We start from the raw sequence: 21,247 nt of genomic DNA, 5'->3' as shown, positions 1-21,247 counted from the left end.
CTCCCCTATTAGGGAGGCATTTATTATTTTTGTTGAAATTTATTAAAATAATGAGCATAGAATCTATCCATAAAAGTATCCAAACACAAAAGGATATACTATTAAACCATCCTTTGTATTCTAAAATCAAAACATTAGAATCGCTTAATATATTTCTCGAACATCACATTTACGCTGTTTGGGATTTTATGTCTTTATTAAAAGCACTACAAAATCAATTAACGTGCACTAGCACTCCATGGAAAGCCTCCCCTAACCCAGAAACTCGTTATTTAATCAATGAAATAGTTTTAGCAGAAGAGTCTGACTTAGCTCTAGATGGTAGGCGTCTAAGTCATTATGAAATGTATTTAGAAGCTATGTATGACTGTGGTGCTTCTACGAGCGAAATCAAGAAATTTTTGAAACATACTGATGAAACTCAAAATATTTTCAAAAGCATTAATGAAAGTGAATTAGGACAAGCTATAAAGGACTTTTTAAATTTTACTTTTAATGTAATTGAAAAAGGACAAGCTCATGAAATAGCAAGCGCGTTTACTTTTGGGAGAGAAGATCTAATACCTAGCATGTTTACGGCTATTTTGAAAAATTTTAAAGAATCATTTCCTGAAAAAGATTTTTCAAAATTAATTTATTATTTCGAACGACATATAGAACTTGATGCGGACGAACACGGTCCCATGGCTATGAAAATGATTGAATACTTAGCAAACAACGACCCAAAAAAATGGAATGAAATGGAAATCATTGCAATTGAAGCTTTGGAAAAACGAATTGCTTTGTGGAATGCAATTGAGAAAGCAATTGACTCTATCTAAAAAATAAAACTGCCCGAAAAATTTAATTTCTCTTAATTATCCTATTATTCGGGCAGAATAGTTTCTTATTCAGCAGGGGCTAATTCTATTTCTAATCCGTTAATTTCAGGAGTTATTAAAATCTGACAACCTAAACGACTATTTTCTTTTACATTTAAAGCTTCCCAAAGCATAGCCTCTTCATCAGGATTTTTTTCAGGTAATTCTACATTATTCAAAACATAACATTGACAAGAAGCACACATAGCCATTCCTCCACAAATACCTATAGTTCCTTCAGGGGCCAATTCATACGCACGAACAAGTTCCATAATATTCATATTCATATCTGTTTGTGCTTGTACTTCATGAGTTACTCCTTCTCTATCCGTTATTTTTATGATAATATCTAAAGACATATTTTTTTCTTACAAAAGTAACGATATTTATAGAAAAATATTAAATTTGACAAAACTTTGGGGGATTAGCTCATTTGGCTAGAGCGCTACGCTGGCAGCGTAGAGGTGACCGGTTCGAGCCCGGTATTCTCCACTTTTTATTTTTTTTAGAATATTTTTTCTAGAAAGAAAAAAATAATATATTTGACAAAACATGGGGGATTAGCTCAGCTGGCTAGAGCGCCTGCCTTGCACGCAGGAGGTCATCGGTTCGACTCCGATATTCTCCACTAAATTAACTAACCAAAACCAAAAACCGAGAGCGTCTCCTAGAGGCGTTTTTTTTATCTCATAATAAAATGAAAAATAAGACCTTATTTATTTTATTTTTATTTTGTTTCTTAAAAGCTTCTTCTCAAGAAATCATAACAACTCTTCCTGATACTGTAACACATTGGAAGAAACAAAATAAAATTTCTTTAGACATTAATCAAATAAGTTTTATTAATTGGAATGCGGGTGGTAACAATTCTATTTCGGGTCTGATTAAAGGTGATTTCAAAAGAATTTTCCAGCATAAAAACATCAAATGGCATAATGAGCTATTATTTCGCTATGGTATAAACAAACAAGATGGTCAAGAAATAAGAAAAACAGAAGATGTCTTTCTCTTAAATTCTACTTTAGGTTTTAAAAAGGATAGTATTTCTAATTGGCACTATTCCGCTAAATTAAATTTCAATACTCAATTTGCAAATGGATATAAGCATCCTAACTTTGAGAAGCCTATTTCTAGTTTTTTTGCCCCAGCTTATCTATTCATAGGTATTGGTACTGAATATATTGATAAAGATCAAAATTTTAAAATCTATTTATCTCCTTTAACTCAAAAATCTACTTTTGTCTTTAATACAGATTTAGCGAACGAAGGTGCTTTTGGCGTAGAAAAAGGAAAAAAATATCGAAACGAAATTGGAATTCTTCTAACCGCTTTTCACAAAGACGAAATATATCAAAATATTTATTTAGAAAACAAAATTAATCTTTACACAGACTATCTAAATAATTTTGGTAACATAGACGTAAATTGGCAATTACAATTTGATTTCATCATCAATAAATACGTTTCAGCAAACATTAATTCCAATTTGTTATATGATGATGATGTTAAGACTAAAAATGAGATAAATGGACAATTAATTACATCAGGAGCTAAAATTCAATTTAAGCAGATAATTGGTATTGGTTTAAATTATTCTTTTTAGAAAACTCCTAATAAAACTTTCTAAAATCTAGAAATAACGTCTATATATTATTCCTATTTTTATTATTTAGGTAGTAAAATATTTGTTTCAAGAAAATCATTTATCTCAAATTAAAACACATCTTATTTAAGTATTAAATTTATAGCGTTTAAAATTAAAATATACTGGACTAAAAAGTAAAATTCTCGATCTGTTTTTTTTATTTTAAAACAACTCTAACAAATGGTTGAGCATATAACTGAAATCATCGTTAGTTCGAGCGTGAAGCGCATCGAGAACCAACACTATTCTTTATTGCTTTTGTAGGATAGTGTCGAAATGAAAAATTACAAACTTTTTGAACAGTCTCAAGGTTAAAAAAATAGTATTATGAGAAAATTTCAAAGTTTAAATGGTATTATAGCCTCATAAGATTAATTTTAAATTTAAAATATACCTAAACAACATTGTTTTTTTCGAACATTTTGCTTTAAAAAGAAATTAAATTCAAAAGAGACGCTATACAAATAATTAACTAAATATACTTTCTTATTCTAAATCTATTTAATCATACAAAAAAATAAAATGTTTAAAATATCATTTTTATAAATAAAAAAATTATTGTCTAACTACTATCCGTTTTCTTTTTTCGAATTTTACTTCTAAAGAATCTCGGTATATTTTTCTTATTACTACACCATTACACTCTGTATTTAATCGAGTTTTAAATAGGTTATCATTAACTTTTATTAAAATTAGTTCCTCTGCTTTTCCTTGGGTTTTTATGTAACCATAAAATTTTATATCTGGAAAAGGGTTTTCTTCAATTACTTTGACTGGTTTTATAGGTTTTATCTCATTTTTCTTAAGTTTTAATAGGTTTGTCGTTATATTTGTTTGTTGTGGTTTATTATTTTCAATTTTAATAACCTTAACCGTCTTTAAAAAAGGGTCTATTGAAAGAGAACCTAGAAGAAAAGTATCCTTTTCAATTTTATCTGGTAATTTTATAGTAATATTATTTTCAAAATTGTTTTCTATTTGTTTGTCTTGAAAGAAATGGCTTATATATTTATAAATTACAGTTCCCCATAACGCTAAAACACCTATTAAAAGGATCACGTTTATTTTTTTTTTCATCATTAATTTATTAATAAACTATTTGGTTTACTGTATAAAGATCCTATATTTCCTGCTTTATCTTTGGCTTTTACTCTCCAGAAATAAGTAGCTGTAGCAGTAAATATTTTTTGGTAATTTGTCGTAGTTGTAATTTGGCTTTCAAAATTTTTAGTAAAATCAACATCCGTTGCAAACTCAATTATATAATAATCAATAGGTGATTTAATGGTCCCAGAATCAGTATCTAATTTCCAACTAAGTTCTACGGTAGAATTCACTTTACGTGTTTCAGCATTATTAGGTAATAGATTTTGTGGCGCGTTTGGCGGAGTTGTATCTAATGAAAACGTAGATTTATTAAAATCAGTAGATGACGTTGTATTTATAGCTTTTACTCTCCATTCATAAAGGGCATCTGATTTCAAAACAGTTGCATCTAAAACATAAGTTGGTGTTGTTAGACCTTCTTTAGAAAGCAATAATAAATTACTATTGGTCACGTCATATAATTCTAGAGTATAAGTAGTTGCTATTTTTATAGGATCCCAGATTAATATTAAATTATTCCTATTAGTAAAAAAACCATTGGACGGACTTTTTAGAATTACGAGTTGGTTTTCTAAACTGGTTGGTAATTTTATATCGAAGGAACTTGAGATTGTATATTTCGATTCATATCCTTGATTTTCTCCTCTAATTTTAAACTTGTATTTACCAGGTAGTAATGGGAGTTTTAAAGAGTTTTTAGTGGTTATTGTATCTTTTATTACAAGTGCATTTTTATCTTCTATTTGTAACCGATATTTATTGGCTCCTTTAAGTGGTTCCCATTGAAAACTGATTATATTACTTTCTATAACACTCCCTTCTTTTGGTGTTAAAACATTTACGACATCAGTTGTAATGTCTTTTTCTAAAATATCATCACACGCTGTAATACTTATAGCAAAAAACAAAAATAATACGCTATTAAATACCTTCATAATTTTGAAATATAAGTTTTAAATATAATTTTTCTTCTTTATCATTTTTTTGTTCTGTAAAAAACTGTAAACTTACAAGTTTTGAGCTTTGAAAATTATTTTCAAAGTTATAAATTGTGTTTAGTAATTGATTAGTATTTCCTGACAGAACTATACTATTTGTTATGATTGAAAGGTGTTCATCTTTAAAAAAATGAATAGGTTGAATCGAGTGTATCGCAATTTCTGAATGGTTTTTTGCTAAAAAATCAATAATTTCTTGTTGTATAATTTCTTTTTCTTTTCCGCTTTTACCAATTAATAGATCTAATTTGGCAACGTCATTATATAATTTATTTAAACCTGATGTTTTGGCATTTATTTCTTGCGTCTTTTCTATAAGTGCTTTATATTCTTTATATGAGCCTATTAACTGGCTAAAAGAACGTTTATAAGCAGTAATAGATAACAAACAAAGTATTACTAATAATGCTTTAAATTTTTGTTTGAAAGAATACTGATTAAACATGATGTGTTATGATTTTTATTTCAAACTGTAACCTATTTTTTTTATCTTTTTTAAAATTGACAATCTCAAATTTTCTTACCCAACTAAGTTTTTTTATATCAGTTAGCCAATTATTAAAAACCTTTTCTTCTTGTGTATGCCCTTTAATAAAAAAAGTATTAGGAGTCATTAAGATTTTTTTATTTATTTTAATTTCTTTATCTACAGGAGCATAATTTAGCTCATTTAATTTCATATCATTTGGCACTATTTTCAATAAGTCAAACACGTAATGTGATATAAAAATATTTGAAGTTATTCCTGATTCATTTACAATCATCATTTGTTGTTCTCTCCTTTTTTCTAATTTTTTAATTTGTTTATAGGATTGATTTGAATAGATGACTTCTAAATTAAGTTCGCTTATCTTTTTATTAAAATATTGTATAGAGGTATAACTTAAGAGGAGTAAGGTAAAAAAAGAGACTAGCATAATAACAGCTAGTTTATTAAAAGCTTTTTGATAAATTACTTCTTCTAAATTAATTTTATTTTCGGTTTTAGTAATTTCTTCAGGTTGTAAGAAAAAATGTATAGCGCTTGCGTATAGAGGTAAATGACTGCTTAAAAGAGTATCTTCTCCGACTTGAATGGAAGTAGTTTTATTGTTTTTAAGAAAACTTTCAAGTTTATTTTCTTCAAAAATCAATTCTAGTTCACCAGCTTTTATGGTGTTTATGTGTATATAATCTTTTAGAAAGGCTACAGGAAAAGCTCCTATATATACATCTAGTACCTGAAAATGATTTGCTTGAAAAAATTGTATGTTTTCTTCTACCAAAATACTTCTAGAAAAACTCATAAAACGAATTTCTTCATTTTGAAAAGTAGTGTGGTAGATACTATCAAAATTAATTGTTTTTAGCCAATTTATATCTATTTCATTATTGTTATCTACTTTTTTGTTTAATATCCCTTTACCATCAATTGATAGAACAACAGGAATTTTCACATCAGTTGCTTTACAAAGTTTTTCAAAACTATCAAAAGTTCTAGAATTTAATATATTAAGCTTATTTCTTTTTTTGAAGACCGTCAATACATGAAATACGTCAGCATGTTCTTTTTTAACAATGCCAATGATATTTATTTTATTAATTTTTATTATTTGGGTAAGGTATTGTAGCATTAATATACAACGGTTGGTTTAATGAATATATGAAGTTTTGAATCATTTTTTGATTTTTTTCGGCTACTTGTAAACCATTTCAAAACAGGGATTCTTGAAATCAAAGGGACACCTGTTCCTGAATTTTCTTTTTTTAATTCATCTAGTCCTCCAAGTAGTATCATTTCTCCATTTTTAACCCTTACTAATGATTCAAATTTTTGTGTAGCTTTCCCAGGAGGGGCATTTTCTCCTGCTCTACCTAAGAATGAACTTTTTTCAACTGCAATATTTAGAGTTACATTTTCATCTGTAGAAACAAAAGGTTTTATTGATACACTTAAGTTAGCATCTGTTGGTTTCCAAGTTCCTGATTGTAATATATTATTCCCTATATTATTATTACTTAAAATCTGATTATTTTGTTCAAAATAATAACTAGTTTCTCCAATTGCAAGTTTGGCTTCATGACCGCTGATTGTTGCTATTTTAGGTGTTGATTCTACTTTTAGTATTAAATTATTTTCTAGTAATTTTAAATTAGCGTAAAAACTTTCCGTTACTTTTCCTATTTTAAATAAGCCAAAACCATTAAAAGCATTTATTAAACTATTTATTGAAGTACTATTTAATGACATATCGGCTGTAGGATATAAAGTTCCTGAAGTTCCTATAGGAGCTTGTCCTTTTGCTAAAAGTCCTGCTTTAAAACCGCTTTGAATATCATATCCTTTGTTATACTGAGCAATAATTACCTCTATTTGTACCATAGGTACAACTTTATCAATTTGTTTTAAATAAAGACGAAGTTCGTCAATTGCTTTTTTGGACCCTGAAACAATCAAACTATTTAATTCTACAAATTCTTTAATTTCAAGTTTTTCAGCAAAAACTCTTGGTAAGGATTGTTGTACACTTTCGATCGAACGATTTTCTAATTGAATAATTTCAGTAGCTCTAAGTCCTTCAGTAGCATATTCTCCTATCAGATATAAATTATCTTGTTTTTTAAAGGTGTATTTTCTGCCTTTAAATACATGTTCTAATAAATCATCAAATGTTATATGCTCCACAGAAAGACTAGTCTTTTCGTTTTCAGGTTTATTATACAAAAAATAATTAATATGTAATTTTTCAGCTGCTTCTGTCAGAAGATCATTTACATCTGCAAGATCTGCATTTATATTTAAAAAACCTGTTTTATCTAATAAAACATCATAGTATCCTGGTATTCCTCGGCTGGCTTTTGCCTGTTTATTTCTGACATTATTATTTATTCCATAAGCATTTCCGTTATTATTAGGCTCTTTATTTTTTTCTAGAAAGAAAAAGCCATTTTCATCTTTTGAAACAACTAGATCGTTCGATTTAGACATCATTTGCATAACCTGTTCAAAAGGTCTGTTTAGAATGTAAGAAGATACTCTTAGTCCTTTTATATCTGGAGCTAAAACCACATTCTTTCCAGATTTATCTATGATTGCTTTTGCTACAGCAGGAAGAGAATCGTTTTCTAATTTCAAAGAAAGAAAATCATTTTCTTTATTATAAGTAACATCAATGTTTTTAGGTTGTTTTTTCTCGATAATTTTAATTTCTTTTCTCTTTTTGAAAACGATTATATTATTCAAAAAACCTACTTCTAAATCATATTTTTGTATTAAATGTAGAAAAACATCTTTAACTGTTACATCATAGAAATTATTAACTACCGTTTGATTTAGATCAGTATCTACATCAATATTAAGTTGATGTTCTTCTGCAATGGAAGCTATGAAATCATGTAAAGAAAGTCCTGAAACATTAATTTTCAAAACTTCATTTATTCCTTTTTTTTGTTTTGATAGTTCATCCAATTTATAACTTAATTGATTTAAGTCTTGTTGAGCGAAAACTGAATGGGATAAAACAATACCTAAAAGGAAATAAATAATTTTTTTAAACATTTTATTGGGTAATTAAAATTGGGTAAATTTCATCTAACGAAGTTTTTCCTTTTGCCAAAAGGGCAAAGGCTTTATAAGCCAATGTTTGATGGTTATTATTATTTTCAAACACCTCCGTTATATGATTATGTTTTATTGCTGTAGCTAATTTATTATCTATATTAATTACTTCATAAATAGCCGTTCTACCTTTATATCCTGTATGAAAACATTGATTGCAGCCTTGTGTTTTATAATGTTTTTCCAATGGATATGGGAAATGAAAACTTACTGGAAAATCGTCTTTGTCTACTTTTGTTTCTTGTTTGCAATTTTCACAAAGTTTTCTAACCAATCGTTGTGCTACCGATAGATTTAAGGTTTCAGAAATTAAATAGGCTGGAACTCCCATATCAACTAAACGCGAAATGGTTCCGATTGCGGAGTTTGTATGAATAGTTGACAAAACAAGGTGTCCTGTAAGCGAAGCTCTAATGGCCATAAGTGCTGTTTCTGAATCTCGAATTTCTCCCAACATAATCACATCTGGATCTTGACGTAAAAACGATTTGAGAGCCGAAGCAAACGTAAGTCCAATATCTTCTTTCAGTTGAACTTGATTAATTCCTTTAAGGGTATATTCTATCGGATCTTCAACCGTAACAATGTTTCTTTTTGAATCATTTAATAATTTTAAAGTAGCGTACAACGTTGTGGTTTTTCCTGACCCAGTTGGACCACTTATCAAAATTATACCATTAGGTTTCTTTACAGCTTGAAGGTATTTTTGTAATTCATCTTCTTTAAAACCTAAAGCATTCAAGTCAATATTTGAAGCATCTTGCCCTAGCAAACGCATTACTATTTTTTCACCAAAAAGCGTTGGTAAAATTGATACTCTAATATCAAAAGATTCATTTGTAATACGTCCGTCTTGTGGTAACCTCTTTTCAGTAATATTAAGTTTAGCTTTGATTTTTATTTTATTGACCAATTCCAGATAATTTTCTTTTTCTATCTTATATCTTTCTATAAGTTGACCATCAATTCTTAACCGAATTCGGGCATTATCTTCATACACTTCAAAATGAATATCACTACTCTTTAATGCCTTTGCTTCTTCTAGTAGAGATTCTAAAAAATCATTTTTTTCAACATTAAAATTCTTTTTTTGGATATCAATACGTTCCTTCCGATAATAGATAGATAAGCCTTTATTTATTACATCTGTATCTACCTTAAAAAGAAGAATTTTTTTACCTGTTAAAAGTTCTAATTCCTCTTCAATACTTGAATTATGATTTATATTGTCAACATATAATTCAATACAATCAGTTTTTACTTGCTTCGGGATTACACGATAATGATTAGCTAATTCACTTGAAATAGCCAAAAGGTTTTCTGAATCAATAACGAATGTATCCTCCATAATTAGAAAAGCAATAGTGAATAAGGCTTAAAAAATAATTTAAGACATAATACGAATACTAGTAGCAAAGCGGAAAAACCCGCCAAGGGAATAGATTCTGTTTGTCTTTTTTTTAAAAATATAAAATAAAGAGTAATTGAAAATAACATCGTACTTACAATAAATACTAAAAATTTTTGTAATTCAAAAAGAGGTGCTATAGATATAAAAAATAAGACATCTCCTAAACCAAAATAAGTATTTAAAGGATTTGAGTAATTTTTATTTTTAATTCTCATATAAAAAACCATCATTCCAAAAATAAGAAGAAAGAACACGCAATTAATGAGAGTACTTTTCATTCGTAAGTAAAAAGGAAATGGAGGTATAGAGAATCCTATAATTATAATTAACAAAGGCAAGGTAATATGTATTGCTCTATGTTTTAAATCTTGAAAAAAAAGAAATAACAAAGCTAAAATAAGTCCCCAATATAAAAGTAAATTCACTTTATTCTTTAGTAACTTCGGTTAATAACTTAGTATTATTAATTTCCCACGTATTAAAACTTCCATCACCATCCATATCTGATACTGCAGTAGCTCTTGCTAAAAAACTTTCGTTGGATGATTCTATTATTTCAACTCTATACATGGCTTGTCCTCCTTCATCTACCGTTTTTTCTTGTTCAAATCCTAGTTCATCTAAATTTCCTGAAAACTTAGAATATCTATAAAAATAACTTTTTTCTAAACCATATACTTGATTTAACATGGCTTGAGCTTCAATGGATTTTGCTTGACTTATTACCGAGGTTTGATTAGGTAACACCATTAATAATAATATACCAATAATACAAAGCACAATGAGTATTTCCGTCAAAGAGTATGCTTTGACCATCAAGTGCTTATTGAAGGATAAAAACTTATTTTTCATAAATTTAAGTGAATTTTCGGGGCAAAAACAGGAATTGTATTTGAAAAAATGTGATCAAAATCTTTTTATCAGAAACAAACTCTAAAGTAAGCATCTAAAAAGAAACAACTTGGGATCTATTTTATCACCTCGAAGAAAGGCAAAGTTACATTATCAATACTATGTAATTTTGTGCTTTAATCGAAATGAGAAGATTACCTCTTTTTAAACCACTCTTTTTATTGAAATAAAAATTATTTTTTATTTAATACTTCTTTTAGTTGTTTTTTAAGTTCTTGAATTTCTTTATTTTGTTGGATTAAATACAAAGTAAGTTCTTCTATTTTTTCTTGTTGTACTTTAGCTATTTCACCCAATTCTAATCCTTTCTCTGTAATATCTTTAGCAGATGGCACATTAGGTAAATGATTATTTTGTTTTATAAAAGTATCTACTTCATCTAAACTACGTAATTTATAATCTTTGGCAAAAACATAATCAGCCCAAGTATTGTATACTTTTACTTCTTCTGCTCTTATACGTCCCTTTACAGAAAGTTTATAATCTTTATTACTATCAACTGGATCTACAAATTTATCAGTTCCGATACCAATATGTGTATCTACAAAGACATCACTATCAAATTTAGAGGAACCTGTTTTAACCCAAAAAGTATGCGCAATTGGCCAAGCTTGCGCACCTCCTAGTACTACGTGAGTATCTTTTTTAGGCATTTCTAAAAACACAAAATCAGCACCATTATTAGAAACAGTAAAACAATCTTTTTGTGTTGCATCAGTAAATTTAAAATATCCATACCCTCCTTGTCTTGCTTCCACTATAAAACGACTAGCATCAGACCTATCAGTTAAACTAAACCAAAAAGATGATTCGTTTGGATTTATATTTGATTTCGGGAAATCAAACAATTGAAGAGTTCTATCTACTCCAGAAGTACTTACTGAGTAACCAGCATTTATGATTCTACTCCTATTATTTCTGTCATTTACATCAACAAAAGTTTGCCCATCTGGCAAACCACCTGCAACATCTAATTTTGAATATAAAGCATTTGTTCCTATTCCTATATTTCCTGACTTAGAATCAATATTTAGAACAGAATTACCATTTGAAGTACTTATAAAATTTATTTTTTTACTATCCATATTTACGGTTCTATCTCCTTGAAGAGTACCATCATTACCATAAATATCCGAAGATGTACCTGCTGAACCAGACATTGGAGTTAATATTACATTTCCTTGACTATCTACTGTTAAAGCTTTCCCATTAGGCTGTGATGTTGAACTTGTACTTTTTAATTGTGTCAATTTAAGTCCTGAAATTCCTTCTGTTTCACTATCTACTTCTAGTTTTACTGTTGAATTTGTTATTCCTAAAGTTACGTTATTTTTAATATCAGGGGTTGATTTTCCAATTAAGGCTTCAGTCTTAATTTCTTCTTTTTTAGAAGATACTTCTACATTCTTTGGTTTTTGTTGTAAAGTTTTACTAGCTCCATTATAAGTTTGTCCTTGTACATAGCTAAAACACATCATGGTTACAAACGTACAAACATATCTGTTGTTTTTCATTATTTATTTATTTTTCCACAAAAGTATTACAATTATAAAAAAGAACAATTTATTAAGGAATGAATTACAGCAATAAATACACTCTATAGATTATAAAATGTTGTTTTAACACTATTTCATTTCTTTAAAAATTATCAAAAAGTAAATTTTTCTACCAATTCTATTTAATACCATTTAAACTTAAAATATACTGAATTAAAAAGTAAAATTCTCGATATGTTTTTTTATTTTAAAACAACTCGAACAAATGGTTGATTATATAATTGAAATCATCGTTAGTTCGAGCGCGAAACGCATCGAGAACCAACACTAATTTTTATTGTTTTTGTAGGATAGTGCCTAAATCAACATACAGTTTGTCACTACGAAGGAGGAGTCTCATAATCAATATTATGTAATTTATTCCTTTGGTCGAAATGAAAGATTGTAAACTTTTTGGACAGTCTCGAGGTTAAAAAAGTATTATTATGAGGAAATTTCAAGTTTAAAAGGTATAATTATAAGTAGTCCTTATAAAATATTCTTTCAATTTCCTTTTTTGTTGTATAAATAAGTTGTTTTTCAAATTAATACAAACAAAAAAGCTCCCTTTTCATACATTGCTCTCAAATGTTTATAAGCATTGAGGGCAATGTACTTCAAGAATAGCTTTTATATTTTTATAAAAAATAATAACTATTAAAAGTTATAAGAAAAAGTAAAATTCCATGTTCTACCAAATCCAAAGAAAACTTGATTTGCATCGGCCAATCCTTTATATAAGCGATTTGCACTAGCATAAGTGGTACCTATTGGAGCATTTGCTATTTGATCATCAGCAAAGATATTACTTCTGGATTCAGAAATATAAACTGTATTTAAAACATTGTTTAGATTAACTCTAAAATTAAAATAATCATTAGATTCTTTTACTCTATAGGTTTTGAATGAAAAACCTGCATCTAACAATCCATAACTAGGCAATTGTAATGTTCCTTTGTTAACGGCTTCTTTAAATTTAGTTGGATCTATACTAGCATATAGCTTGTCTACATATAAATAAGTAGCATCTACTTTTAATCCTTTAAAAATTTCATAAGTTACACCTGCACTAGCTGTAGTTTGAGCTACATCTCCTACTTTTAAATTATCTAAATATAATGTTTCAGGTTTTCCTCCAGAAATTTGGTTACTATTAGCATCAAAACGATCGCTTGTAACATTATTTTTATATCTCCAATCACCGATAGACCCCATTAAATTAATCGTGAAATTATCAGTTGGCTTTATATTTGCTTCTAGCTCAATACCTTTATGTACTTGTTGAATACCACTAAAGTTATAATAACCTCCTACGTTTGTAACGTCTGAATCAGATTGTCTTTGAAAACGATCTTTCCAACTTGTATAATAAACATTTAAATTAGCATTGAAAACAGAAGATTTAAAACCATACCCTCCTTCTAATCCTAGTATTTTCTCATTTATAAGATTTCCAGCAAGTACTGAAAGATTGTTTGGGTAAACTGCATTAAAGAAAGGCTGTTTTGAATAATATCCGCTATTAACAAAAACATTCATTTTTTCATTAATATTAAAATTCACTCCTCCTTTAACATTGCCTCCTATTAAATTTTTATAATTTGTTGAATACAAAGGATCTGATTCTTTATATGTAAATGTATCTACACGTTTAAAACCTTGCTGTGATACTGCTCCTTGAAAAAATGCTGTAAATCTATCATTTGAATACTCTAACTGTGTGAATGCGCCATACCATCTAACATGACCATCATTATTATATTCAATTCTTTCTTGATTTTTTACATTACTCCACGGATTAAAAGAAGGTTTTGCTGAATATGTTTGAAATAAAATTCTATTAGGATTATTTATATCTCTATTATCTTTAAAACCGTCTGCGCCTAATAAATCAACAACATTTCTAAAATGATAACCAATATAGGTTCTCGCATCTACACCAAAATCTAAGGTTAAAGTCTTACTTAATTTAGTATTTAAGTTTATAATTGCACCGTACCAATCATGTGAATTTATGTTAGCTCTTCTTGTAAACCCTGTAGTTCTATCCGTTAGATACAAACCATTTGAAGTAGGTGCAATTTGTGCTCCTGTTATTGGCGTTACGGACTCCCCCCTAGAGGCAACATATTCCCCTCTGTTAAATGCTACAAAATCATTAAACGGCACCAATCCGCTTGCTGTTTTAAATGTTACGGGTGTTTTTCCTGTAAATCCTGTAAGTCCTCCACGTCCCCATGAGCCATAAAAAACAGAAGATAATTTTACCTTGTCATTAAATTTAAAATCATAGTTTAATGAAGCTACTGGTTTATGATAATAATTCGTAGCCCAAGAATACTCTTGACCATTTAAATATCCCCAATCTGAATTGTATTTTATATTAGGTTCTCCATTTGAACCATATTTGATATAATCAGCAATAGTATTTGCAAAACTTCTTTGGTTATGCCATTGTGGAGCTCCCGTAAATGTAAATTGCAAACTATTTTTTTCATTAATATCATATCCTAAACCTATAAAATAGTTTTGTCCAAAATATTTAGTTCCATTAACATACCCATTTCCTTGTGTGCTACTTAATAAAACAGAAGCTGACAATCCATTTTCTAATTTACCTGTAGAATAAGATGCCAATGTTTTTATATGATCATTGTTAGCAATAGTAGCAGATAAAGTACCTCCTCTTTTAGCATCTGATGTTCGGGTAACAACATTAATAGTACCTCCTACAGAAGAGATTGCTAATTTTGAAGATCCCAAACCTCTTTGTACTTGCATGGCAGTAGTCACATCTGATAAACCGGCCCAATTACTCCAGAAAACAGAACCGTTTTCCATATCATTTACAGGCACACCGTTTATCATAACAGCAATATTTTTCTGATCAAACCCACGAATATTCACGCGAGAATCCCCATAACCACCACCTGATTTTGTTGCATACACAGATGGCGTAGTCGCTAATATTTCTGGAAATTCCTTTGTTCCTAATTTTTCTCTAATTTCAGCCGCTTTTATTGTAGAAACGGCTACAGGAGTCTTACGATCTTTTGCAACATCTACTACTGTAGACTTAATTACAACCTCTCCTAATACATTTCCTTTATCTTTTAATACTATAATACCTAAATCAGCTTTTCCATTGGAAACTGTAAAAGCTACTTTTTTAGTTTCGAAACCTAAATAAGTAATTAATAGATTTCCCTTTGTGTTTTTAGTTTCTATTAAAAACCCACCATCAAAAGCTGATGATACGTTTTGTCTTGTGCCTTCAATGACTACATTTGCACCAGGTAGTGCACCCGTCTCATCTTGAATAGTTCCCATGATCTGATTTTGTGCGAAAAAGGGAGCACAAACAAACATCATGGTCACTAAAACCCAATTTTTCATGTTCTTCATTTGTTGTGTTTTTAGATTTAAAAGTGATGCTACAAAATTCAAACATATTTAAGTAGGCAATGTTAAGGCAATGTTAATTTTTAAAAAAACTTTAACACACATATAAAGAAAAATTATTTTTTTTAAACCATAAAATCACATTTTATACTATTTCTATTTAATTTATTAAGAATTTTATTACTCTGTAAATTTACTTAACAAAAACAAAGTAGAGGAATCATGTTCTCGAAAATCATTTTCTTGAAATTCATCTAAAATTTTATTAGCTAATTCCTTACCTAACTCTACTCCCCATTGATCATAACTAAAAATATTCCAAATAATTCCTTGTACAAATATTTTGTGTTCATATAAAGCAATCAAACTTCCTAATGTTTCTGGCGTAAGTTGGTTTATTAAAAGTGTATTGGTTGGTTTGTTTCCTTCAAATATTTTATGAGGTAACAATTCTTCTTGTTTACATTTATCTACATTTTTCTTTTCAAACTCATCTAGTACTTGTTCTTTATTTTTACCATTTAATAATGCTTCTGTTTGAGCAAAAAAATTGGCCATCAATTTTTGATGATGTGTTATGTTACCATGTAATGATTTTTTAAAACCGATGAAATCAGCAGGAATTAATTTAGTTCCTTGATGTATTAGTTGAAAAAAAGCATGTTGAGAATTTGTTCCAGGTTCTCCCCAAACTATTGTTCCTGTTTGATAATTCACAGGAAATCCTGATCGACTTATTCTTTTCCCATTACTTTCCATAATTCCTTGTTGAAGATAAGGAGGTAATTTTTGTAAATATTGAGTATAAGGAATTACAGCTTCTGTTTCTGAATTAAAAAAATTATTATACCAAATACTTAAAAGCCCCATAATGACTGGGATATTTTTATCAAATGGAGTATTTATAAAATGCTGATCCATTTTATAAGCACCTAACAACAATTGTTCATATTGCTCATAACCTATAGACAAAACAACAGAAAGTCCTACTGCTCCCCATAACGAAAATCTACCGCCTACCCAATCCCAAATTGGAAAAATATTATCAGAATCTATTCCAAACTCTACTGTTTTTTTTATTTCGCTTGAGACTGCTACAAAGTGATTCTTTATAAATTTTTCTTCTGCATTTTTTAAAAACCACTTTTTGGCAACAAGGGCATTACCAAGTGTTTCTTGCGTTGTAAATGTTTTAGAAACAACAACAAATAAGGTTGTTTCAGGATTTAATTTATTTAAAATTTCAGTTGAATGGTCTCCATCTATGTTAGAAATAAAATGAACGTTAAGATGATTTTTATAATATGACAAAGCATCTGTTACCATAGCAGGTCCTAAATCAGAACCTCCAATACCTATGTTTACAATATCTGTAAATGGTTTATCAGTATATCCTTTTCTTTTTCCAACAATTACTTCTTCTGAAAATTGTTTTATTTTATCTTTTACCGCCCATATATCTTGAACAATTTCTTGATCATCTAGTTGCAATTTAACTGTTTTAGGCAATCTAAGGGCTGTATGTAATACGGCTCTATTTTCAGTTTTATTTATTTTTTTTCCTAAAAATTGTGAGTTAATTGCATCTTTTAAGGAACATTCTTCTGCTAAATCTAATAGCAATGATAATGTAGTATCATTAATTCTATTTTTAGAATAATCTAAAAGAAAATGATCCCATTCAACGTGAAATTTTTTTGTTCTTTGACTATCATTTTCAAACATTTGCTGCATTGATACATTTTGTATTTCAACGAAATGTTCTTTTAATTTATTCCAAGTATTTGTTTCAGTAGGATTTATAGAGGGCAAAATCATATTTATATAAGGTTCTATTTTTTTATCGGTTTATTTTTTTTAATGTTTAAAAGAAGAAATCGACTAGTTTTTCAAAGTTCTTCTCCCCAGTTTTTTAATTCTTCTTCAGACCATAATTCAGGGAAGAATATACGGCGCTGATAACGTGGGTGCATATATTTTTTCCAATCGCTTCCTCCTGTTGCTTCACCATTTCCTTTACCATTATCTATGTATTTTTGAGCAGCACGGTAGTGTCCCATCACCCACGTAATATTTACAGTATAATCATAATGACGCATGGCTTTAATTAATTCAGGATTAGTTTGATCTTCAATAGGGAGTTGTTTAAACTTACACCATAAATTAATTGTATTGTATTCTTCCATAACTTGAAGAAATTCTTTTTTATATTTTTCTTCAAATTGTTTTAGAAAATACGATTTTTCTCCTGTTTTATAATTTTTACCAGCAGCTTGCCAATACAAATGTTCAAAAGCGTGATTATAAGAAGTATTTCTATCAATAGTTGTTCTATAACGATAGTCAATTAAGTTGATTAAATCAGTAGAACAAAATTCTATCATACGATACTGTGCACTCTGAAAACCACTGGCAGGAGTTAGTGTATGACGGAATTTCATGTATTGTTCTACGTCCATTCCTTCTCCCATTATCGTAAATGATGTGGTTAACATATCAAAATATCGACTAATACGCATAAGTCTATCCGTAAAGAATTGTGTTGTTAGTTTTTGAGCGTAAGAAACTTGTTTTATTTCCCATAAAATCATTTTGAATAAAAGTTCATTTATTTGATGATACATGATAAACACATTTTCATCTGGAAATATAGTACGCTGGTTTTGAAGACTTAACAAAGCATCTGTTTGAATATAATCCCAATAAGTAATGGGTTTAGACCAAAGAAGCCCTTCTAGGTAGGCTTCTGTTTTTTGATCTAAAGATTGGTATTTTTGGTCTATTTTATCTACTAAATTAGAGTAATCATTCATTCTATTAACTTTTTAAAACTAAAAAAGGGTTTTTAAGTCCTTTAAAACTTTCTAAATCCGCTTTTAAGGAACCCACAGCTAGACTTGCTTTAATTCGTAATGGTATTTTATTTTCATCATCACTTACCCATACGGTTAGACTTTCTTCTTCTTTAAAAACTCTACCATGCTGAACCAATGGCCTAAAAATTAATGTTTTGACGTTTCCAAATTTAGTATTAATTGTTTCTCTACCTAAGAAACGCATTTTAAATTTATAAATTTCATCATCAAAAAACATATCAATAATTATTGATTCTCCTACAGCCAATTCACTTGCTTTGGGATGATTTCGTAAATAATAAAACGAAGAAACAATATCTTGTACATCTTCTGTAACAGAGAGGTTCTTTTCTGTTTTATTCTTATAATCTTTTACTAGTATTGTATTTTTGGTCTGATTAAAAAAACCTTCTTGATCTTTGGTATATCCACCTTCATCTATTTTTCTTACATATTGATAAGGTTTATTGGTTTCTTGATCAAAAATACTTTGGTAATGATCTTCGACTTTAAAAAAGAAACGAGACATACCTGTTGTGTAGCCATGTCCAACTGCATAAAAACATTTCCGATTATTTCTTACTGCATCTTTTAATTCTAAAGTTGCATAACCAGCATTTACTATACCGTAGTGAATCCTATATTTTAACCATTCACCTACACCAAAAGCTTCTTTTTTTTGTTCTGTAATTTGAAACGATGATAAACCTAAAGCGGCTATGAATAATAGAATATTTTTTTTCATTTTTTATATTTGTAGACAGTTTGGTTATCAGTCACTACAATTTTTATTCCAAAAGTAATAAAAAACAAAAAAACCCAATCAGAAAATGACTGAGTTTTTATGTTATTAACCAACCAAAAAACTATAAATTATGAAAATTTATAAAGTTCAGAGGGAACCACCCCTCAAATTCATAGGACAAATATAAATCGTTTTTTTAATAAAAACACAACAAAAAATTAATTTTAACAAATTTTTATCAAAATTAAGAGTTTTTTAAGGTTTGTTTTTAAACTTTATTCATCAAAATATAGTTTTAAGTATTTTTTTGAATTAATTAATCAAAACCTAATTTAACTCGAACTCTTTTTAAAACATCATTAGCAACTAAAGATGCTTTTCCTGCACCAATTTGTAATATTCTATCCAACTCTGTCAAATTATTCATATAATAACTATAACGTTCTCTTTCTACTGCAAAACGTTCAACAATTAAGTCATATAAAGCTTGTTTAGCATGTCCGAATCCAAAATTACCAGCTAAATATTTCTCCCTTAATTCAGTTGTCTGATCCTCTGTAGCTATTAACTTATATAGAGAAAAGACATTACAGGTATCTGGATTTTTAGGATCTTCAAGTGGTGTACTATCTGTTTGAATCGTTTTGATTTGTTTTAACAAATCTTTGTCATCTAAAAATATATTAATTGTATTATTCCTTGATTTACTCATTTTTTCACCATCAGTACCAGGAATCAACATAGAATCCTCCCCTGTTTTAGCTTGTGGCAAGACAAATGTTTCTCCCATTTGATGATTAAAACGAGAAGCTACATCACGTGTAATTTCTAAATGTTGTAATTGATCTTTTCCTACAGGTACAATTTCTGCATCATAAGCTAAGATATCAGCAGCCATTAACATTGGATATGTAAACAATCCTGCATTTACATCTTCTAACCTATCTGCTTTATCTTTAAACGAGTGCGCTAACGTCAATCTTTGAAAAGGAAAAAAACAACTCAAATACCAAGTTAGCTCCGCAACTTGCGGAACGTCACTTTGACGATAAAAAGTTACTTTATTAATATCTAAACCGCAAGCTAACCAAGCTGCAGCTGTACTATATGTATTATTTTTCAAAACTGTACCTTCTTTTATTTGAGTTACAGAGTGTAAATCTGCTATAAATAAAAAAGATTCGTTTTCAGGCTGATCAGCCATTTTTATGGCAGGTATAATTGCGCCTAAAAGGTTTCCTAAATGTGGAGTTCCTGTACTTTGTACTCCCGTTAATATTTTTGCCATTATATTCTTAAAAATAATATTTTCGCAAAGGTAATTTTTTTTAATTCATATTTGAAGTAAATAACAACTGTTATGCGAATGTTAAAAATTCTTTTTTGGTGTATCTGGCGTTTATGGTTTTATGTATTAGTTTTAATACCTATCCTTATCATGTCTCCTTTTTTGACCCTCTCTCTTTCTAAAGATTCTTGGTATCCTTATTTTTTTAAAATGGCTCGTTTGTGGGCTAAAATTGTTCTTTACGGAATGGGGTTTCATTATAAAATCAAAAGCGAACAACCTGTTTTACCCAACCATAGTTATATGTTTATTGCAAATCATACTTCAATGACAGACATTATGCTGATGTTAGCCGTGGTTAAAAATCCTTTTGTTTTTGTAGGAAAAAAAGAATTGGTTAAAATCCCCATATTTGGCTTTTTTTATAAAAGAGCTGCCATTATGGTAGATCGTGATAGTATGCGAAGTCGATCGGAAGTCTATGAAAGAGCTAAAGCGCGTATTAATCAAGGTTTAAGTATTTGTATTTTTCCTGAGGGAAAGGTACCTGACGATGAAAGTGTGATTTTAGATGAGTTTAAAAGTGGAGCTTTTAATATTGCTATTGATCATCAACTAACAATTGTACCTATCGTTTTTTATGATAATAAAAATCTTTTTTCCTATACTTTTTTTAGCGGCAAACCAGGATGCCTAAGAGTTCAATTCTTATCCTTTGTAAAAACAACAGGAATGACTCATGAGGACAAAAAGATTATTAAAGATAAATCTAGAAAATTAATCCTCAATAATCTGTTAAATGATCCCGCATACATGAGACATTCTAACAAAAATACCCATCAAAAATAATTTTGTTTTTCATAAAAAAATCAATTTTTTTCATAAAAATAT

At 28.9% G+C, this 21,247-nt stretch carries 18 protein-coding genes and 2 tRNA genes; 5 read left to right on the top strand and 15 right to left on the bottom strand.

Annotated features, from left to right (window positions below):
• The first annotated feature begins 50 nt into the window (after positions 1–50).
• Positions 51–821 (top strand): DUF3050 domain-containing protein, encoded by a 771-nt coding sequence (locus ACUXZJ_RS04870; protein WP_060383533.1) that lies wholly within the window; start codon positions 51–53, stop codon positions 819–821.
• Between the two features lie 65 nt (positions 822–886).
• Here ACUXZJ_RS04870 and ACUXZJ_RS04865 read toward each other — a convergent pair whose 3' ends face one another.
• On the bottom strand, positions 887–1,219 hold the full coding sequence (locus ACUXZJ_RS04865; RefSeq protein WP_446195920.1) for a ferredoxin: 333 nt from the start codon (positions 1,217–1,219) through the stop codon (positions 887–889).
• Positions 1,220–1,278: 59 nt separating this feature from the next.
• Here ACUXZJ_RS04865 and ACUXZJ_RS04860 point away from each other — a divergent pair.
• The 3 genes from ACUXZJ_RS04860 (at position 1,279) to ACUXZJ_RS04850 (ending at position 2,463) form a co-directional block, all read left to right on the top strand.
• Positions 1,279–1,352, top strand: a tRNA-Ala gene (locus ACUXZJ_RS04860).
• A gap of 62 nt (positions 1,353–1,414) precedes the next feature.
• Positions 1,415–1,488, top strand: a tRNA-Ala gene (locus ACUXZJ_RS04855).
• Positions 1,489–1,557: 69 nt separating this feature from the next.
• Positions 1,558–2,463, top strand: coding sequence for a DUF3078 domain-containing protein (locus tag ACUXZJ_RS04850; RefSeq protein ID WP_060383535.1), 906 nt, complete (start codon positions 1,558–1,560; stop codon positions 2,461–2,463).
• 597 nt (positions 2,464–3,060) lie between these two features.
• Here ACUXZJ_RS04850 and ACUXZJ_RS04845 read toward each other — a convergent pair.
• The 14 genes from ACUXZJ_RS04845 to trpS form a co-directional block, all read right to left on the bottom strand.
• Positions 3,061–3,585 (bottom strand): hypothetical protein, encoded by a 525-nt coding sequence (locus ACUXZJ_RS04845; RefSeq protein WP_060383536.1) that lies wholly within the window; start codon positions 3,583–3,585, stop codon positions 3,061–3,063.
• A complete protein-coding gene (locus tag ACUXZJ_RS04840) occupies positions 3,585–4,547 on the bottom strand; it encodes a hypothetical protein (protein ID WP_063743564.1) in 963 nt (320 codons plus the stop codon). Before ACUXZJ_RS04840 ends, ACUXZJ_RS04845 begins: the two co-directional genes overlap by 1 nt.
• Positions 4,534–5,055 carry a hypothetical protein gene (locus ACUXZJ_RS04835; protein ID WP_060383538.1) on the bottom strand — a complete coding sequence of 174 codons (522 nt, stop codon included), beginning with the start codon at positions 5,053–5,055 and terminating at the stop codon, positions 4,534–4,536. The genes ACUXZJ_RS04840 and ACUXZJ_RS04835 overlap by 14 nt, the downstream gene beginning before the upstream one ends.
• The gene (locus ACUXZJ_RS04830) at positions 5,048–6,223 is read right to left on the bottom strand and encodes a hypothetical protein (RefSeq protein ID WP_060383539.1); all 1,176 of its coding nucleotides are present in this window, start codon (positions 6,221–6,223) and stop codon (positions 5,048–5,050) included. The genes ACUXZJ_RS04835 and ACUXZJ_RS04830 overlap by 8 nt, the downstream gene beginning before the upstream one ends.
• Positions 6,223–8,148: a type II secretion system protein GspD gene (locus ACUXZJ_RS04825; RefSeq protein ID WP_063743563.1), complete on the bottom strand. Its 1,926-nt coding sequence runs from the start codon at positions 8,146–8,148 to the stop codon at positions 6,223–6,225. Before ACUXZJ_RS04825 ends, ACUXZJ_RS04830 begins: the two co-directional genes overlap by 1 nt.
• Before the next feature lies 1 nt (position 8,149).
• Positions 8,150–9,556, bottom strand: coding sequence for a GspE/PulE family protein (locus ACUXZJ_RS04820; RefSeq protein WP_063743562.1), 1,407 nt, complete (start codon positions 9,554–9,556; stop codon positions 8,150–8,152).
• Positions 9,557–9,558: 2 nt separating this feature from the next.
• Complete coding sequence (locus tag ACUXZJ_RS04815) at positions 9,559–10,044, bottom strand: prepilin peptidase (protein ID WP_060383542.1); 486 nt, start codon at positions 10,042–10,044, stop codon at positions 9,559–9,561.
• A gap of 1 nt (position 10,045) precedes the next feature.
• Entirely contained in the window at positions 10,046–10,435 is a 390-nt protein-coding gene (locus tag ACUXZJ_RS04810; protein ID WP_060383543.1) for a type IV pilin protein, read from the bottom strand.
• A 269-nt stretch (positions 10,436–10,704) separates the two neighbouring features.
• The gene (locus tag ACUXZJ_RS04805; RefSeq protein ID WP_145902570.1) at positions 10,705–12,045 is read right to left on the bottom strand and encodes a hypothetical protein; all 1,341 of its coding nucleotides are present in this window, start codon (positions 12,043–12,045) and stop codon (positions 10,705–10,707) included.
• A gap of 678 nt (positions 12,046–12,723) precedes the next feature.
• Positions 12,724–15,471 carry a TonB-dependent receptor gene (locus ACUXZJ_RS04800; RefSeq protein ID WP_446195914.1) on the bottom strand — a complete coding sequence of 916 codons (2,748 nt, stop codon included), beginning with the start codon at positions 15,469–15,471 and terminating at the stop codon, positions 12,724–12,726.
• A 177-nt stretch (positions 15,472–15,648) separates the two neighbouring features.
• On the bottom strand, positions 15,649–17,286 hold the full coding sequence (pgi, locus tag ACUXZJ_RS04795; RefSeq protein ID WP_060383546.1) for a glucose-6-phosphate isomerase: 1,638 nt from the start codon (positions 17,284–17,286) through the stop codon (positions 15,649–15,651).
• Between the two features lie 71 nt (positions 17,287–17,357).
• A complete protein-coding gene (locus tag ACUXZJ_RS04790; protein WP_060383547.1) occupies positions 17,358–18,281 on the bottom strand; it encodes a tryptophan 2,3-dioxygenase family protein in 924 nt (307 codons plus the stop codon).
• A 4-nt stretch (positions 18,282–18,285) separates the two neighbouring features.
• Positions 18,286–19,068, bottom strand: a complete 783-nt coding sequence (locus ACUXZJ_RS04785) for a DUF3108 domain-containing protein (RefSeq protein WP_060383548.1) — start codon at positions 19,066–19,068, stop codon at positions 18,286–18,288.
• 316 nt (positions 19,069–19,384) lie between these two features.
• A complete protein-coding gene (trpS, locus tag ACUXZJ_RS04780) occupies positions 19,385–20,356 on the bottom strand; it encodes a tryptophan--tRNA ligase (RefSeq protein WP_060383549.1) in 972 nt (323 codons plus the stop codon).
• Between the two features lie 72 nt (positions 20,357–20,428).
• On the opposite strand from trpS, the gene ACUXZJ_RS04775 reads away from it, so the two are divergent.
• Positions 20,429–21,205, top strand: coding sequence for a lysophospholipid acyltransferase family protein (locus tag ACUXZJ_RS04775; protein WP_063743560.1), 777 nt, complete (start codon positions 20,429–20,431; stop codon positions 21,203–21,205).
• Positions 21,206–21,247: the final 42 nt, after the last annotated feature.

The sequence above is a fragment of the Flavobacterium sp. TN-1 genome, from assembly GCF_052828645.1.
Note: the sequence above shows the minus strand (reverse complement) of the source record. Positions and strands in the feature narration are given on the sequence as shown.

Coding starts and splice junctions, on each gene's coding strand:
- ACUXZJ_RS04790 (WP_060383547.1), bottom strand. CDS start 18,281: ATGAATGATTACTCTAATTTAGTAGATAAAATAGACCAAAAATACCAA.
- ACUXZJ_RS04805 (WP_145902570.1), bottom strand. CDS start 12,045: ATGAAAAACAACAGATATGTTTGTACGTTTGTAACCATGATGTGTTTT.
- ACUXZJ_RS04865 (WP_446195920.1), bottom strand. CDS start 1,219: ATGTCTTTAGATATTATCATAAAAATAACGGATAGAGAAGGAGTAACT.
- ACUXZJ_RS04850 (WP_060383535.1), top strand. CDS start 1,558: ATGAAAAATAAGACCTTATTTATTTTATTTTTATTTTGTTTCTTAAAA.
- ACUXZJ_RS04825 (WP_063743563.1), bottom strand. CDS start 8,148: ATGTTTAAAAAAATTATTTATTTCCTTTTAGGTATTGTTTTATCCCAT.
- pgi (WP_060383546.1), bottom strand. CDS start 17,286: ATGATTTTGCCCTCTATAAATCCTACTGAAACAAATACTTGGAATAAA.
- ACUXZJ_RS04775 (WP_063743560.1), top strand. CDS start 20,429: ATGCGAATGTTAAAAATTCTTTTTTGGTGTATCTGGCGTTTATGGTTT.
- ACUXZJ_RS04840 (WP_063743564.1), bottom strand. CDS start 4,547: ATGAAGGTATTTAATAGCGTATTATTTTTGTTTTTTGCTATAAGTATT.
- ACUXZJ_RS04845 (WP_060383536.1), bottom strand. CDS start 3,585: ATGATGAAAAAAAAAATAAACGTGATCCTTTTAATAGGTGTTTTAGCG.
- ACUXZJ_RS04835 (WP_060383538.1), bottom strand. CDS start 5,055: ATGTTTAATCAGTATTCTTTCAAACAAAAATTTAAAGCATTATTAGTA.
- ACUXZJ_RS04830 (WP_060383539.1), bottom strand. CDS start 6,223: ATGCTACAATACCTTACCCAAATAATAAAAATTAATAAAATAAATATC.
- ACUXZJ_RS04810 (WP_060383543.1), bottom strand. CDS start 10,435: ATGGTCAAAGCATACTCTTTGACGGAAATACTCATTGTGCTTTGTATT.
- ACUXZJ_RS04820 (WP_063743562.1), bottom strand. CDS start 9,556: ATGGAGGATACATTCGTTATTGATTCAGAAAACCTTTTGGCTATTTCA.
- trpS (WP_060383549.1), bottom strand. CDS start 20,356: ATGGCAAAAATATTAACGGGAGTACAAAGTACAGGAACTCCACATTTA.
- ACUXZJ_RS04870 (WP_060383533.1), top strand. CDS start 51: ATGAGCATAGAATCTATCCATAAAAGTATCCAAACACAAAAGGATATA.
- ACUXZJ_RS04800 (WP_446195914.1), bottom strand. CDS start 15,471: ATGAAGAACATGAAAAATTGGGTTTTAGTGACCATGATGTTTGTTTGT.
- ACUXZJ_RS04785 (WP_060383548.1), bottom strand. CDS start 19,068: ATGAAAAAAAATATTCTATTATTCATAGCCGCTTTAGGTTTATCATCG.